Source organism: Kitasatospora sp. MAA4 (assembly GCF_029893355.1).
Taxonomy (GTDB): Bacteria; Actinomycetota; Actinomycetes; order Streptomycetales; family Streptomycetaceae; genus Kitasatospora.
In genome coordinates this window covers 168,366-180,912 of the sequence record NZ_JARZAI010000014.1, presented here as the reverse complement: position 1 = coordinate 180,912, position 12,547 = coordinate 168,366, and the positions used below count along the sequence as shown (strand labels likewise).

General features: G+C 71.3%; 16 protein-coding genes and 1 tRNA gene. 8 read left to right on the top strand and 9 right to left on the bottom strand.

Annotated features, from left to right (window positions below; genetic code table 11):
* Positions 1-93 precede the first annotated feature (93 nt).
* Positions 94-1,860 (bottom strand): phosphatidylglycerol lysyltransferase domain-containing protein, encoded by a 1,767-nt coding sequence (locus tag P3T37_RS20390; RefSeq protein ID WP_280725209.1) that lies wholly within the window; start codon positions 1,858-1,860, stop codon positions 94-96.
* A 252-nt stretch (positions 1,861-2,112) separates the two neighbouring features.
* Between P3T37_RS20390 and P3T37_RS20385 the strand changes: the two genes are divergently transcribed.
* Together P3T37_RS20385 and P3T37_RS20380 are read left to right on the top strand one after the other, a co-directional pair.
* Positions 2,113-2,778 carry a response regulator transcription factor gene (locus P3T37_RS20385; protein ID WP_280725167.1) on the top strand — a complete coding sequence of 222 codons (666 nt, stop codon included), beginning with the start codon at positions 2,113-2,115 and terminating at the stop codon, positions 2,776-2,778.
* Positions 2,775-3,941 (top strand): histidine kinase, encoded by a 1,167-nt coding sequence (locus P3T37_RS20380; RefSeq protein ID WP_280725166.1) that lies wholly within the window; start codon positions 2,775-2,777, stop codon positions 3,939-3,941. Before P3T37_RS20385 ends, P3T37_RS20380 begins: the two co-directional genes overlap by 4 nt.
* A gap of 14 nt (positions 3,942-3,955) precedes the next feature.
* Here the strand turns inward: P3T37_RS20380 and P3T37_RS20375 are convergent, their stop codons facing one another.
* The 3 genes from P3T37_RS20375 to P3T37_RS20365 form a co-directional block, all read right to left on the bottom strand.
* Positions 3,956-4,273 carry a hypothetical protein gene (locus P3T37_RS20375; protein WP_280725165.1) on the bottom strand — a complete coding sequence of 106 codons (318 nt, stop codon included), beginning with the start codon at positions 4,271-4,273 and terminating at the stop codon, positions 3,956-3,958.
* 11 nt (positions 4,274-4,284) lie between these two features.
* Positions 4,285-5,670, bottom strand: coding sequence for a DUF4331 domain-containing protein (locus P3T37_RS20370; protein WP_280725164.1), 1,386 nt, complete (start codon positions 5,668-5,670; stop codon positions 4,285-4,287).
* Between the two features lie 86 nt (positions 5,671-5,756).
* Entirely contained in the window at positions 5,757-6,110 is a 354-nt protein-coding gene (locus P3T37_RS20365; protein WP_280725163.1) for a hypothetical protein, read from the bottom strand.
* Between the two features lie 388 nt (positions 6,111-6,498).
* On the opposite strand from P3T37_RS20365, the gene P3T37_RS20360 reads away from it, so the two are divergent.
* A complete protein-coding gene (locus P3T37_RS20360; RefSeq protein WP_280725162.1) occupies positions 6,499-6,738 on the top strand; it encodes a chaplin in 240 nt (79 codons plus the stop codon).
* Here P3T37_RS20360 and P3T37_RS20355 read toward each other — a convergent pair.
* A complete protein-coding gene (locus P3T37_RS20355; RefSeq protein ID WP_280725161.1) occupies positions 6,728-7,522 on the bottom strand; it encodes an alpha/beta fold hydrolase in 795 nt (264 codons plus the stop codon). The genes P3T37_RS20360 and P3T37_RS20355 overlap by 11 nt on opposite strands.
* A 227-nt stretch (positions 7,523-7,749) precedes the next feature.
* Between P3T37_RS20355 and P3T37_RS20350 the strand changes: the two genes are divergently transcribed.
* From P3T37_RS20350 to P3T37_RS20335, 4 genes are read left to right on the top strand one after another with little or no spacing between them, the layout of a single operon-like run.
* Positions 7,750-8,124, top strand: a complete 375-nt coding sequence (locus P3T37_RS20350) for a hypothetical protein (RefSeq protein WP_280725160.1) — start codon at positions 7,750-7,752, stop codon at positions 8,122-8,124.
* A 39-nt stretch (positions 8,125-8,163) separates the two neighbouring features.
* Positions 8,164-8,358 (top strand): hypothetical protein, encoded by a 195-nt coding sequence (locus tag P3T37_RS20345; protein WP_280725159.1) that lies wholly within the window; start codon positions 8,164-8,166, stop codon positions 8,356-8,358.
* 3 nt (positions 8,359-8,361) lie between these two features.
* On the top strand, positions 8,362-8,715 hold the full coding sequence (locus P3T37_RS20340) for a metalloregulator ArsR/SmtB family transcription factor (RefSeq protein ID WP_280725158.1): 354 nt from the start codon (positions 8,362-8,364) through the stop codon (positions 8,713-8,715).
* Positions 8,712-8,864 carry a DUF6126 family protein gene (locus tag P3T37_RS20335; RefSeq protein WP_280725157.1) on the top strand — a complete coding sequence of 51 codons (153 nt, stop codon included), beginning with the start codon at positions 8,712-8,714 and terminating at the stop codon, positions 8,862-8,864. Before P3T37_RS20340 ends, P3T37_RS20335 begins: the two co-directional genes overlap by 4 nt.
* A gap of 8 nt (positions 8,865-8,872) precedes the next feature.
* On the opposite strand, the gene P3T37_RS20330 is transcribed toward P3T37_RS20335, so the two are convergent.
* From P3T37_RS20330 to P3T37_RS20320, 3 genes are read right to left on the bottom strand one after another with little or no spacing between them, the layout of a single operon-like run.
* The gene (locus P3T37_RS20330) at positions 8,873-9,664 is read right to left on the bottom strand and encodes an ABC transporter permease (protein WP_280725156.1); all 792 of its coding nucleotides are present in this window, start codon (positions 9,662-9,664) and stop codon (positions 8,873-8,875) included.
* Positions 9,661-10,623 carry an ATP-binding cassette domain-containing protein gene (locus tag P3T37_RS20325; protein WP_280725155.1) on the bottom strand — a complete coding sequence of 321 codons (963 nt, stop codon included), beginning with the start codon at positions 10,621-10,623 and terminating at the stop codon, positions 9,661-9,663. Before P3T37_RS20325 ends, P3T37_RS20330 begins: the two co-directional genes overlap by 4 nt.
* 12 nt (positions 10,624-10,635) lie before the next feature.
* Positions 10,636-11,307, bottom strand: a complete 672-nt coding sequence (locus P3T37_RS20320; protein ID WP_280725154.1) for a DUF4097 family beta strand repeat-containing protein — start codon at positions 11,305-11,307, stop codon at positions 10,636-10,638.
* A 225-nt stretch (positions 11,308-11,532) separates the two neighbouring features.
* On the opposite strand from P3T37_RS20320, the gene P3T37_RS20315 reads away from it, so the two are divergent.
* Positions 11,533-12,255 (top strand): helix-turn-helix domain-containing protein, encoded by a 723-nt coding sequence (locus tag P3T37_RS20315; RefSeq protein WP_280725153.1) that lies wholly within the window; start codon positions 11,533-11,535, stop codon positions 12,253-12,255.
* Between the two features lie 107 nt (positions 12,256-12,362).
* Here the strand turns inward: P3T37_RS20315 and P3T37_RS20310 are convergent.
* Positions 12,363-12,446, bottom strand: a tRNA-Leu gene (locus P3T37_RS20310).
* Between the last annotated feature and the right edge of the window lie 101 nt (positions 12,447-12,547).

The following is a 12,547-nucleotide window of genomic DNA, read 5'->3' as shown; positions in this document are numbered from 1 at the left end:
TCATCTCCGCGGGGGATAAAGCGAGTTTCAAGTCGCCCTGCATTCCCCCCGCGGGATGAGTCCTTGGGTCCCCTCCGCCCCCCGGCGGAGGGACTACCCCTTCCCTCCACGTTCCGCCGTCGGCAGTTTCGGAGCCGACGGCACGGAGGCCACCCGGACATGCCGACGACGGAACAGGGCGGGCAGGCTCGGTGCGGTGATGAACCCCTCGGCGCGGGCGCTGGCGATGCCGATCCGCGGGATCTCGCTGCTCTTCTCGAAGAGCAGGTAGCGGGGCTCCCAGATCGGCCGGTACTTGGCGTTGGCGCGGTAGAGCGACTCGATCTGCCACCAGCGCGAGAAGAAGCCGAGGACCGCGCGCCAGAGCCGCAGCACCGGTCCGGCTCCGAGTCGCGAACCGCGCTCGAACACCGAGCGGAACATCGCGAAGTTCAGCGAAACCCGTTCGAGCTGGATCTCCTTCGCCTGTTCCAGGAGTTCGATCACCATGAACTCCATCAGGCCGTTCTCGGTTTCCCGGTCGCGGCGCATCAGATCCAGCGAGAGGCCCTTGTCGCCCCACGGGACGAAACTGAGCACGGCCCGCAGCTCACCCTCGGCGTCGTGGCACTCCAGCATCACGCAGCGGCCGTCCGCCGGGTCGCCGAGTCGGCCGAGCGCCATCGAGAAGCCGCGCTCGGTCTGCCCGTCCCGCCAGCGGTCGGCCTTGGTCAGCAGCTCGGCCATCTCCTCCTCGGGGATGTCCTCGTGCCGGCGGATCCGGATCGTGTAGCCGGCCCGCTTCACCCGGTTGTACGCCTGCCGGACCACGCGCATGGCCCGGCCCTCCAGGGAGAACTCGTCCAGCTCGACGATCGCCTCGTCGCCCAGCTCCAACGCGTCCAGGCCGTGCCGGGCGTAGATCACCCCGGCCTCCTCGGAGGCGCCCATCACGGCCGGCGCCCAGGCGTGCTCGCGGGCCTCGGCCAGCCACAGCTCGATCGCGCCCGGCCAGGCCTCCGGGTCGCCGATCGGGTCGCCCGAGGCGAGCGAGACGCCGCCGACCACCCGGTAGGTGACCGCGGCCTTGCCGGTCGGCGAGAAGATCACCGCCTTGTCGCGGCGCAGCGCGAAGTAGCCCAGCGAGTCGCGCCCGCCCTGCTTGGCGAGCAGCTCGCGCAGCTGCTGCTCGTCGTCCGGGTTCAGCAGCTCCTTGTCGCGCGGGCTGCGGAAGGCGACGTAGAGCACGAGGAGGAAGAGCACCGCGCTCATCGCGTTGATGAAGGCGTTCACCCAGGTCGGGACGTCGATGACGTCCTGCACGTGCTCGGTGGGCTCGATGGTGATCATCCGGGCCAGCGCGTAGCCGAAGCGGTCGCCCAGACCCGCGCCCGGCAGCGAGTTGTTGAGGGTGACCAGCAGCGCGCCGATCGCCCCGCCCACCAGCAGCCCGCCGATGAAGGTGGCCACCGCCATCTTGGGGTTGGACCGGTCGCCCTTGGAGACGAACTCCTTGCGGCCCACCAGCAGCGCCAGCACCAGGAGCCCGGTGAGCACCGCCGAGAAGTAGTTGAAGCCGTGGTCGCGGAAGTGGTTCTCGCCCGGCCAGGCGAGCGCCAGTACGTAGATCAGGAAGGTGAGGCCGCCCAGCGCGATGTTGAAGATCCAGGCCGCCCGCTTGCGCCGCCGCATGGCGACCGCCAGGAAGAGCGACAGCACCATCGTGGCCAGGCCGGCCGTCACCAGGTAGGGCGTGAAGAAGTCGCCCTCGGAGTGGTGGCGCACCGTGTTGCGGAACGGCACCAGCAGGACGGCCACCAGGTTGAGCAGGGCGACGAGCCGCAGGTACCAGACCGTCGCGGCGGCGGCGCGGGGCCGCATGCGCGCGAGCAACCCGGGCCGGGGCGCGGCCGCGGCAGCCGCGGACGGCTGCTTCGTGGTGGTGGACACAGCTCAATTCCAAACGATCAGGTGCAGGGACGCATCCGCTTGTGCCTCAGGGGCGTCCTCCATCGTGGCTCACCCCGGAAGAGATTCGCGTGAACCGGGCTGCTGATTCCCACCCCGCCGATCGGCGGGGGTGAGGTCGCCGGACGCCCTAGGCTCGTCCTTGCTGAGAGATGAGGAGGGAACGTGACAGCCATCCGTGTGCTGATCGTGGACGACGAGCTGCTCGTCCGCTCGGGCCTTGGGCTGATCGTGGGCTCGGCCTCCGACCTGGAGATGGTCGGCGGGTGCTCGGGTGCCGACGCCGAGGCGTACGTCACCAGGCTGAAGCCCCACGTGGTGCTGCTGGACATCCGGATGCCCGACCTGGACGGCATCTCGGTGCTGCGCCGGCTGCGCGCACTGCCCGACCCGCCGGCCGTCTCGATGCTCACCACCTTCGACACCGACGAGTACATCGGCACCGCGCTGCGGGCCGGCGCGGCGGGCTTCCTGCTCAAGGACACCGCGCCCGACCAGCTGGTCCACGCGGTGCGGATCCTGGCCGCGGGCGGCAGCATGCTCTCCCCGGCGGTCACCCGCACGGTCATCGGCGGCTATGTGGACGGCGGCGGACCGGACGCGGCGGCGCTCGCCATGGTCCGCTCGCTGACCGGGCGCGAGCTGGACGTGCTGGCGCTGCTCGGCGAGGGCCTGGCCAACGCCGAGATCGCCGACCGGCTCTTCCTGGGGACCGGCACGGTCAAGGACCACATCAGCGCGATCCTGGGCAAGCTGGGCGCGGCGAACCGGGTGCAGGCCGCGGTGATCGCGCACCGGGCCGCGCTGGTCCGGGCGCCAAAGCAGCAGTGAGAGCCGATCGGCGGTCGGCCGCCGCCCGTCTGCTGGCCAGGCCGTGGGTGGTGCTGCTGCTGCCCGTCCTGCTGGCGCTGCTGGAGACCTGGCTGCTGGACCGGGACACCGTCTGGTGGAAGAACGCCCTGAACGGCGTCGCCGTGCTGGGCCTGCTGCTGCGCACCCGCTACCCGGTGGTCTCGGTGCTGCTCGCGCTGCCCGGCACCTTCTTCACCGAGAGCTGGCTGGCGCCGATGACCGCCGTCTACTCGGTGGCCGCCGCGCGGCGGCGGCTGCCGGTGACGGTGCTCTGCGCGACCGGCTTCGCGCTGGCCGACTACTTCACCTGGTCGGTCTCCGAGCAGAACTCCTCGATCGACCCGCTGGCGCTCAACCAGTCCAACGGCCTGGCGATGATCCAGTCGCTGCTGCTGGGCATCGCCCCGGTCGCGCTGGGCCTGCTGGCCCGCACCCGGCGCGAGCTGACCGAGCGTCTCGAGGAACTGACCCGCGGGCAGGAGCGCGAGGCCCGGCTGCTGGCCGAACGGGTGCTGGCCACCGAACGGGCCCGGCTCGCCCGTGAGATGCACGACGTGGTCTCGCACCAGGTGAGCCTGATCAGCGTGCAGGCCGGCGGCCTGCAGGTGTCCACCACCGACCCGTGCGCCGAGCGGACCGCCGCGACCATCCGCGAGCTGTCGGTGCGCACCCTTCAGGAGCTGCGGCAGATGGTCGGGGTGCTGCGCGCGGCCGGCGGTACCGACCTGCACCCGGGGAGCGTGCCGCCCGCCCCCCAGCCGCAGCTGTCCGACCTGCCCCGGCTGATCGGCGAGAGCGGGCTGTCCGCCGCCGCCGAGCTGCACCCGGGCGAGCGGAACTGGCCCGAAGCCGTCCAGCGGGCGGCCTACCGGACGGTGCAGGAGGCGCTGACCAACATCAGCAAGCACGCACCGGGCTCGGCCGTCCGGGTCCGGGTGACCGCCCGCGGCAGCCGGCTGCTGGTGGACGTCCACAACGGGCCGGCGCCCGCCCGGGCGGCCGGCCATCCCGCGCCGCTGCCGGGCGGCGGGCACGGGCTGGTCGGCCTGCGCGAGCGGGCGCAGCTGCTCGGCGGCTCGTTCGGCGCCGGTCCCACCGCGGACCGCGGCTTCGCCGTGCACACCGAGCTGCCGGCCGACTAGCCACCACCAGACAGCTACTGCCAGTGGTACTCGCTCACTCCGCCGCCGTGCACGGTGAGCCGGCCGGCCGGGGTGAGCGGGTCGCGCCAGACGACGTACTCGCCGGCCGGCAGCGGGCTGATCACCGCGCAGTGCACCGTCCGGCCGCCCAGGTGGCGCGGCCGGACCGCGGCGTGGGTGCGCCGGGCGGTCGGGTCGAGCGGGCCGACCTCGATCTCCAGGCCGTCCTCGGCCGGGCCGGTGTGGATGATGACCGCGCCCTGGTCCCCGCCGATCTCCAGGACGACGCTGCCCTCCCGCGAGGGCGGCGGCAGCGGCGCGTGGGTGTGCATGGAGGCCTCCATCAGGACGGGGTCTTGGGCGGGTTGTTGTACCCGTCGTACGGGACACCGAGGTAGGGGAAGGTGGTCAGGTAGGGGTTCTTGACGTCGGCGGGGGTGAGGCCGTCGGTGATCTCGCCCGCGGCGGCGTCCGGGGTGAACGTCTTGTCCACCAGCGGCAGGGTGAGGCCGGCGATGGCCCGCAGCTCCACGGTCACCACGTCGTCGAAGACCCGGCGGCCGTTCGGGAAGCCGGCCGCGTCACCGCCCACCAGGCCCAGGATGTTGGGGTTGGCGGCAGGCGGCACGGCCACGTTGAGCCGCAGCATGTCGGCCTCGGTGCTGCCGGTGAAGTTCTGGAAGCCGGGCACCACGCCGGTCGGGATGCCGGTCAGCAGGATGGCCAGCAGGTCGGCGCGCGGCTTGGTGTAGGCCGCCAGGTTCGGGAAGACGCCGGGGTAGAGCGCCGGCAGCAGCTTCGCCAGCTCGGGCATCGCCACGTACTGGGCGAAGTTCTTGTCGTCGGACGGCGGCACGGAGTTCCACTCGTCCTTGCGGCTCATCGGCACCAGCACCTCGTTGAAGAGCGGGTTGCCGAGCCGGGAGACCTGGACGAAGGGGCCGGACTCGACGTGCCGGCTCTCCGCGCTGCGGATCCGGGCCTGTCGGCGGCTGGCCGAGGTCCACACCCCGATCACGGCACGCGGGTCGCCCGGGTCGCCGGGCTGCCAGCCGCCGCGGGTCAGCTCGGTGATCGGGACCTGCAGCGAGATGCTGTGCACGTTCAGGTCGGCGGTGGTGTTGACGCCGGGGGCGGGGCTGCTGAAGACGTTCAGGCTGTGCAGGTTCTGGAAGGGCCGCAGGTTGCCCAGATCGAAGATCGACCCGAGGTCCACGTAGAAGCCCTCGGCCCGCTGGCCGGCGAAGACCTTGCGGCCGCCGTCCAGGGAGTGCACGGCGGCGGACGCCAGCGAGGGGTAGTCGGGGGTGGAGAGCGGGCCGATGTTGCACGGCGGGCAGGCCAGGTGGCGGCCGAGCACGGTCTCCCGGCCGCCCGCCTCGACCTTGGTCACCGTGTAGAACTGCTTGCGGTTCCAGTTGGCGGAGTCCAGCGAGAGGATCTGGCCGGTGTTGTAGAGGAAGGTGTCCGGGTTGGACAGCTCGACCTCGAAGCGGAACTGGTAGGTGATGTCCGGCCGGCCGTCGCCGTCGTTGTCGATGTGGATCTCGTAGAGCACGTCGTCGCCGAACTCGTAGAAGTTCGGACCGCCCGCCGCGCCTTGCAGCGGCAGGTAGTTGGCGATCAGCGTGACGGTTTCGCAGGCGTCGGGGCTGACGAAGGCGTAGACGTCGGTGCTGTCCGCCACCGGGTCCTTGGAGATCTCGGGAGCTTCGCGGTGGGACGACAAGGTGGCCTCACAGGGGTGCTGGGACAAGGGGGTTGGGACGGGGGGACCCGGCCGGCTCCGGCGCGGTGCCGACCGGGAAGTGCGGGTCAGCCCAGGGTGCGCAGCAGCGCGTCGGCCAACTCGCGGTCCTGGACCCGGCGGTGGCTCTGGCCGTGGAAGACGTCCAGTTCGCCGGTGCGGGCGTTGCGCAGGTGCACCACGGTCGGCGTCTGCTCCGTCGACGTCTCGGGATCGGCGGCGTCCGCCGCGGCCGCCGCGTCCGGGTCGGCCGCCTGCTCGCCCGGGTCGGCGGGGTCGGCCGCCGCGCTGCCGGTGCCCAGCCCGGAGAGCAGGCCGGCGGTGAGGCCGACCGCGCCGATCGCGGTGGCGTTTCTGATCAGGCCGCGCCGGGACAGGCCCGCCTCGGCGGCGGTTTCGGGCACAGGGGTATCCAGGGACATGGGTCGTTTTCCTCCGACTCGGTGAACGGGGAGGCCCCGAGCCTCGCGCTCGGTCCTACGAGCGGGACGGGCACAGATCGGGTACGTACACGAAGGGCCGTCCGGTGGCAGAGGGTCGGCAGCCACGCTGAAGTGAAACGGCGTCAGCATTGCTGGTCAAGCCGACGCGACCGGACGAGCGAGGCCGCTCACCCGCGCGGCGCAGCGCACCGCCGCCGAGCGCAATCTGCTCGACGATCGGATCAGCCGACCGGGTGAATAGCGGGTGGCGTAACCGCCCAGGGCACTTCCGAGGACGAAGAGTAAGTATGGGAACACGTTCGGCTATATCCGGACGAATGTGTTCTCGCATGACCCTGTTCGATCCCGCAAGGAATGGAGAAGACCCATGAAGGACTTCCGCAGGGCCGTTGTGCTCGCCTGCGCCGCTGGTGCGCTCGTCCTCGGCGGCGCCGGTGTTGCCAGCGCAGACGCCACCGCCAACGGCGCGGCGATCGGCTCGCCCGGTGTGCTGTCGGGCAATCTGATCCAGATCCCGATCCACATCCCGATCAACATCTGCGGCAACAGCATCAACCTGGTCGGCATCGCGAACCCGGCCTTCGGGAACACCTGCGTCAACGCCTGACCCAGCGCTGCGGCCGTCTCCGCCCCTCCCGGGCCGGGGGCGGCCGCAGCCGTTCGCGGGCTTCCCGGATCGGTGGCCACTGCTCGACGGTGGGCAGCGGCAGCCGCAGGCCCCCGGCCTCGCCCCCGCCCAGCGCCAGCGCCTGCGCGACCTGCTCCGGCGGCTCGCGCAGACCCAGCAGGGCGGCCGCCAGCCGAGCGGCGGAGCGGTGCCAGTCGGCGGAGCGCCGCAGCATCCCGTGGCCGGCCCCGGCCACCTCGATCCCGGCCACCGACGCCCCCGCCGCCCGGGCCCGGGCGGCCAGCAGCCGGGTCTCGGCGGGGTCGGTCACCGTGTCCCGGTCGCCGTGCAGAGCCACCAGTCGGCGTCCGGCCAGCTGCTCGCAGGGGTCCTCGGGCGGGCACCAGGGGGCGAGCGCGACGACACCGGTGACGTTCGGGTGCCCGGCGGCCCGCAGCGCGGCCCGCCCGCCCATCGAGTGCCCGACCAGCACCACGGGCACCGGGCCGTAGGCGGCCGCCACCTCGTCCAGCGCCGCCAGCACGTCACGGGCGGCGTGCGCCCGGTCGCCGTTCCAGCCCCGGTACCGGTAGCGCAGCAGGCCCACCGCGACCGCCCGGCCGGCCGTCTCGCGCGCCACCGGCCGCACGAACCCGCGCATCCGCACCACCGCGAGGTGCCAGGGCCGGGCCGGGGCGGTGCTCTCCACCTGGCCGCCGTGCAGCAGGAGCACCACCGCCCGCGGCTCGGCCGGCCGTACCCGCCACGTCACCGCGCCCGTCATGCGTGATCACTCCGTCCGTCCGGTGGGGGTCCTTCGCGGGCCCCGGTGCGCCGAAGGGTACGCCGCCCGGCCGTCCGATCCGGATGAAGAAGTCTTCAATTGACGACGTCTACTCAACAGATCCGATGCCCGGTGATCAGGTAGTGATCAGTTCCAGTCATCAGACCGGCACCCACCGGCCAACTCCCTACCCTCGTGCCATCGATCCGATCAGCCAGGAGGACCACATGTCCGGCATCGAGAACGCGCTCAAGGACGCCATGACCATCGAGGGCGCGCTGGGAGCCGCGCTGGTGGACGTCGGCAGCGGGATGGCCCTGGGCACCATGGGCCACGCGGCGGACCTGGACCTCGCACTGGCCGCGGCCGGCAGCACCGACGTGGTCCGCGCCACCCTGCGGGCCGTGGAGCTGCAGGGCCGTGCGGGGGAGGCGATGGAGGACATCCTCAGCACGCTCACCCACCAGTACCACCTGATCCGACCGCTCACCAGCACCGGCAGCCACGGCCTCTTCCTCTACCTGGTCCTCGACCGCGCCCGGGCCAACCTCGCACTGGCCCGCCACCACGCCCGGCGGATCGAGAGCGAGCTGGTCGTCTGACTGCTTGAAGAATTCTTCAACTCCGGAGATGCTGGAGCCGTGACCGGACTGTTCGACGAAGAGTTGCGCGCACAGCTGGCCCAGGCCCGCGGCGACCTCGCGAAGGCGCGCGCCGAGGGCGACCTCGACGGCGTCCAGGCGTACGAGGGCCGTATCGCAGGCCTGCTGCGGATGGCGGAGAAGCACGGGATCGCCCTGGCGCACAGCCCCGAAGAGGAACGCGGAGAGGACTGACCGGTGCCCGTCCCGCTCTACCAGGCCAAGGCGGAGTTCTTCCGCACGCTCGGCCACCCGGTGCGCATCCGCGTGCTCGAACTCCTGCAGGACGGCCCGCGCCCGGTGCGCGAGCTGCTCACCGAGATAGACGTGGAGGCGTCCAGCCTCTCCCAGCAGCTCGCCGTGCTGCGCCGCACCCAGCTGGTCAGCGCCACCCGGGACGGCAACACCGTGGTGTACGCGCTCAGCACCCCGGACGTCGCCGAACTCCTGCGGGCCGCCCGCCGGATCCTCACCGAGCTGATCACCGACCAGGGCCTGCTGCTCGAACAGCTGCACGATGCCCCCGCCCCCAGCACCCAGGCCACCCGATGAACAAGAGCAGCACCGCCGCGAACCCGCAGGCGACCAAGGACGAGAAGAGCAAGCGCAAGGCGATGCTGGTGCGCGCGGTGATCTACATCGCGGCCACCCATGTCTGGGCCGCCTTCCTGATCCTGCTCTTCACGCTCGGCAAGCACTGAACTCCCGGTTACTTCGGGTCACGGTTGAACGTCGAGGTCGACCAGAAGTAGCCGAGCACCGCGAGTCCCACGCACCAGACGACCGCGAGCCACCCGTTGTCGCCGATCCGGCTGCCGAGCAGCAGGCCCCGGAGCGTTTCGATGGCGGGCGTGAACGGCTGGTACTCGGCGATCGGCTGGAACCAGCCGGGCATGGAGTGGATCGGGACGAAGGCACTGGAGAGCAGCGGCAGCAGGACCAGCGGCACCGCGTTGTTGCTGGCGGCCTCGGCGTTCGGGCTCACCAGGCCCATGCCGACCGCGATCCAGGTGACCGCCAGGGCGAAGAGCACGAGCAGCCCGAACGCCGCCAGCCACTCCAGGACGCCGGCACCCCTGGACCGGAAGCCGATGGCCACGCCGACGGCGCCCACCAGGACCACGCTCATGATCGACTGCAGCACGCTGCCGACCACGTGCCCGACGAGCACCGAAGGACGGTGGATCGCCATCGTGCGGAAGCGGGCGATGATGCCCTCGGTCATGTCGTTGGAGACGGACACCGCGGTTCCGACCACTGTGCTGCCGATGGTCATCAGCAGCAGGCCCGGGACGAGGTACGCGATGTACGCGGAGCGGTTCGGAGCGCCCCCGCCGATGCCCGAGCTCATCGTGTCGCCGAAGACGTAGACGAAGAGCAGCAGCAGCATGATCGGGGTGAGCAGCAGGTTCAGGGTGAGGGACGGGTAGCGCCGGGCGTGCAGGAGGTTGCGGCGCAGCATCGTGGACGAGTCGCGCACAGCGAGGGAGAGGGAGCTCATCGGACAGCCTCCTTGGACTGGCTGGGGATATCGGCGCTGCCGGTCAGGGCGAAGAACACGTCGTCGAGGTCGGGGGTGTGCACGGTCAGCTCGTCCGCCTCGATGCCGGCGAGGTCCAGCCGGTCGAGGATCGAGCGCAGCTCGCGCTGGCTGCCGTCGTTGGGGACCCGCAGCGCGAGGGAGTCGTCGTCGCGGGTGGCGTCGCCGAGCGTGCGGGCGGCGCCCTGGTACGCGGCCGGGTCGGTGAAGCGGAGCCGGACGTGCCCGCCCGGGACGAGCCGCTTCAGCTCCGCGGCGCTGCCGTGGGCGGCGATCCTGCCGTCGTTGAGCACCGCGATGCGGTCGGCGAGCTCGTCGGCCTCGTCCAGGTACTGCGTGGTGAGGAAGACGGTGACGCCGTCGGAGACCAGCTCCCGGATGATCTGCCACATGGTGTGCCGGGAGCGCGGGTCGAGGCCGGTGGTCGGCTCGTCGAGGAAGATGATCCGCGGGTTGCCGACCAGCGTCATCGCGATGTCCAGGCGGCGCTTCATGCCGCCGGAGTAGGTGGAGGCGGGCTTCTTCGCCGCCTCCACCAGGTCGAAGCGCTCCAGCAGTTCGGCGGCGGTGCGCCGGCCCTCGCTGCGGGAGAGGTGGTGAAGGTCCGCCATGAGAAGCATGTTCTCCTCGCCGGTGATCAGGCCGTCGACGGCGGAGAACTGGCCGGTGACGCCGATCGCGGCGCGCACCGCCTGGGGGTCGGTGGCCAGGTTGTGGCCGCCGATGTGGATGTCGCCGGTGCCGGGGTCGGCGCGGACGAGGGTGGAGAGGATCTTCACGGCGGTGGTCTTGCCGGCGCCGTTCGGGCCGAGCAGGGAGAAGACCGTTCCCTCGGGGACGGCCAGGTCGACGCCGTCGAGCACGACCTGGTCGCCGTAGGACTTGCGCAGCCCGTTCGCCGCGATGGCCAGCTTGGTCATGATGGGTGCTCCTCAGAGACTGCGGGCGGCGATGTCGCCGTGGGTGGTGGTCGCGTGGATGTTCAGGCCGGCGGCGGCGCCGTCGGTGTTCTTCAGCGCGTTGTGGATCCGGCCGTAGCCGGTGCCGGCGTCCAGGGAGGCGGAGACTCCGCGGGCGGCGCCGACCGTCACGTCGCCGACCTGGGTGCTCAGCACGACCGTGCCGGAGCTGGCCTCGGCGATGTGGATGTCGCCCTTCTGGGTGCTGATCTCCGCGGGGCCGGTCAGCCGGCCGACCGAGACGTCACCGACGTGCGCGGCCAGGCGCACGCTCGCGGCCTCGTCGATCTTGACCGGGCCGTACGCGCCCTCGCAGGCGACGTCGCCGAGGCGTCCGACACCCCGGAACTCAGCGCAGGACGACTTCGCGTCGATGCTCGAGCCGGCGGGCAGCTGGACGGTCACCTCGATGCACCCGGAGGGGCCGAAGTACTGGTTCTTCGCCGCCGGTGCCTCGATCCGCAGGACGCCGTCGCGGTAGACGACCGTGGCCTGCTCCGCCGCCTTCACGTCGCGGCCCTTGGAGGCGTTGGCGGGCAGCACCTCGACCCTGGTGTCGGTCCGGTCGGCGGCGATGAACTGGATGCGCCCCGCGGGGATGTCGAGGACGGCGGAGATCGGGGTGGGGGTGTCGAACTTCTGCATCGTGCTCTCCTTGTGCGCTTCTGTTTCTGACTTGAGAAACGCTACGTTGCGTTCAAGGATGTGGCAACAAGCTCGTTGCGTATATTCGGCATCAGCGCAGGTAGAACCCCCATTATCGTTGCAATGACTTTAGTTCTAACGCAACGTCAGCCGCCCTTCTCGTTGCATTGGATGGAGAGTGAACGCTATGCTCGAGGCATCAGAGAAGCGTGAAGGGAGATCGCGATGCCGGGAGGCAGGCTCACCCAGCAGGAACGCCAGCAGATCGCGCTGGGGCTGGCCGACGGCCTCGCCTACGCGGAGATCGCCCGAGGCCTCGACCGCCCCACCTCGACGATCACGCGCGAGGTGCTGCGCAACGGCGGCCCCACCACCTACCGCGCCGACCTGGCGCACCGCGCCACCGAACGCCGCGCCCACCGGCACCGGCAGGCCGCACCCCGCGGCCAGGGCACGCCGGCCCAGGCCCACGGACGCGACGACGCGGCCGTGCGCGAGTACGAGGAGGCGTTCACCACCCTGCTGATGCAACAGGGCCTGCCCAAGATGACGGCTCGGGTGCTGACCTGCCTCTTCATCGCCGACGCGGGCAACCTCACCGCGTCCGAACTCGTCCAGCAGCTCCAGGTCAGCCCGGCGTCCGTCTCCAAGTCGATCTCGTTCCTGGAAGAGCAGGGCCTCATCCGCCGGGAACGCGACGACCGCCGCCGCGAGCGCTACTTCGTCGACGAGGACGTCTGGTACCAGTCGACGATCGCCAGCGCCCGCGGCATCGCCCAGATCGCCGAGACCGCCCGACAGGGCGTCGGCGTCCTCGGCCGCGACAGCCCGGCCGCCGTCCGCCTGGAGAACATCGCCCGCTTCAGCGACTTCATCAGCGAGACCATCGTCCGCGCCGCGGAGCAGGCCCGCGACATCCTCTACACGCCGGGTTCGGATCGCGGCTGAACGGCCGTCCCGTGGCCTGCCCAACGGCGGGCCACGGGTGCACAACACGGGCATGCAAACAGAACGAGCCCCACCCGGATCATCCGGGTGGGGCTCGTTCCTTACTGTGCGCGAGGGGGGAGTTGAACCCCCACGCCCTTTCGGGCACTGGAACCTGAATCCAGCGCGTCTGCCTATTCCGCCACCCGCGCATGGGTGATGTCGTAGATGCTAACCGATCGTCCGGATGATTTCGAATCGGTTTGGACCCGCTTCTCGATCTTCCGTCCGGCTTCGGCTCCCTCTCGGGCGC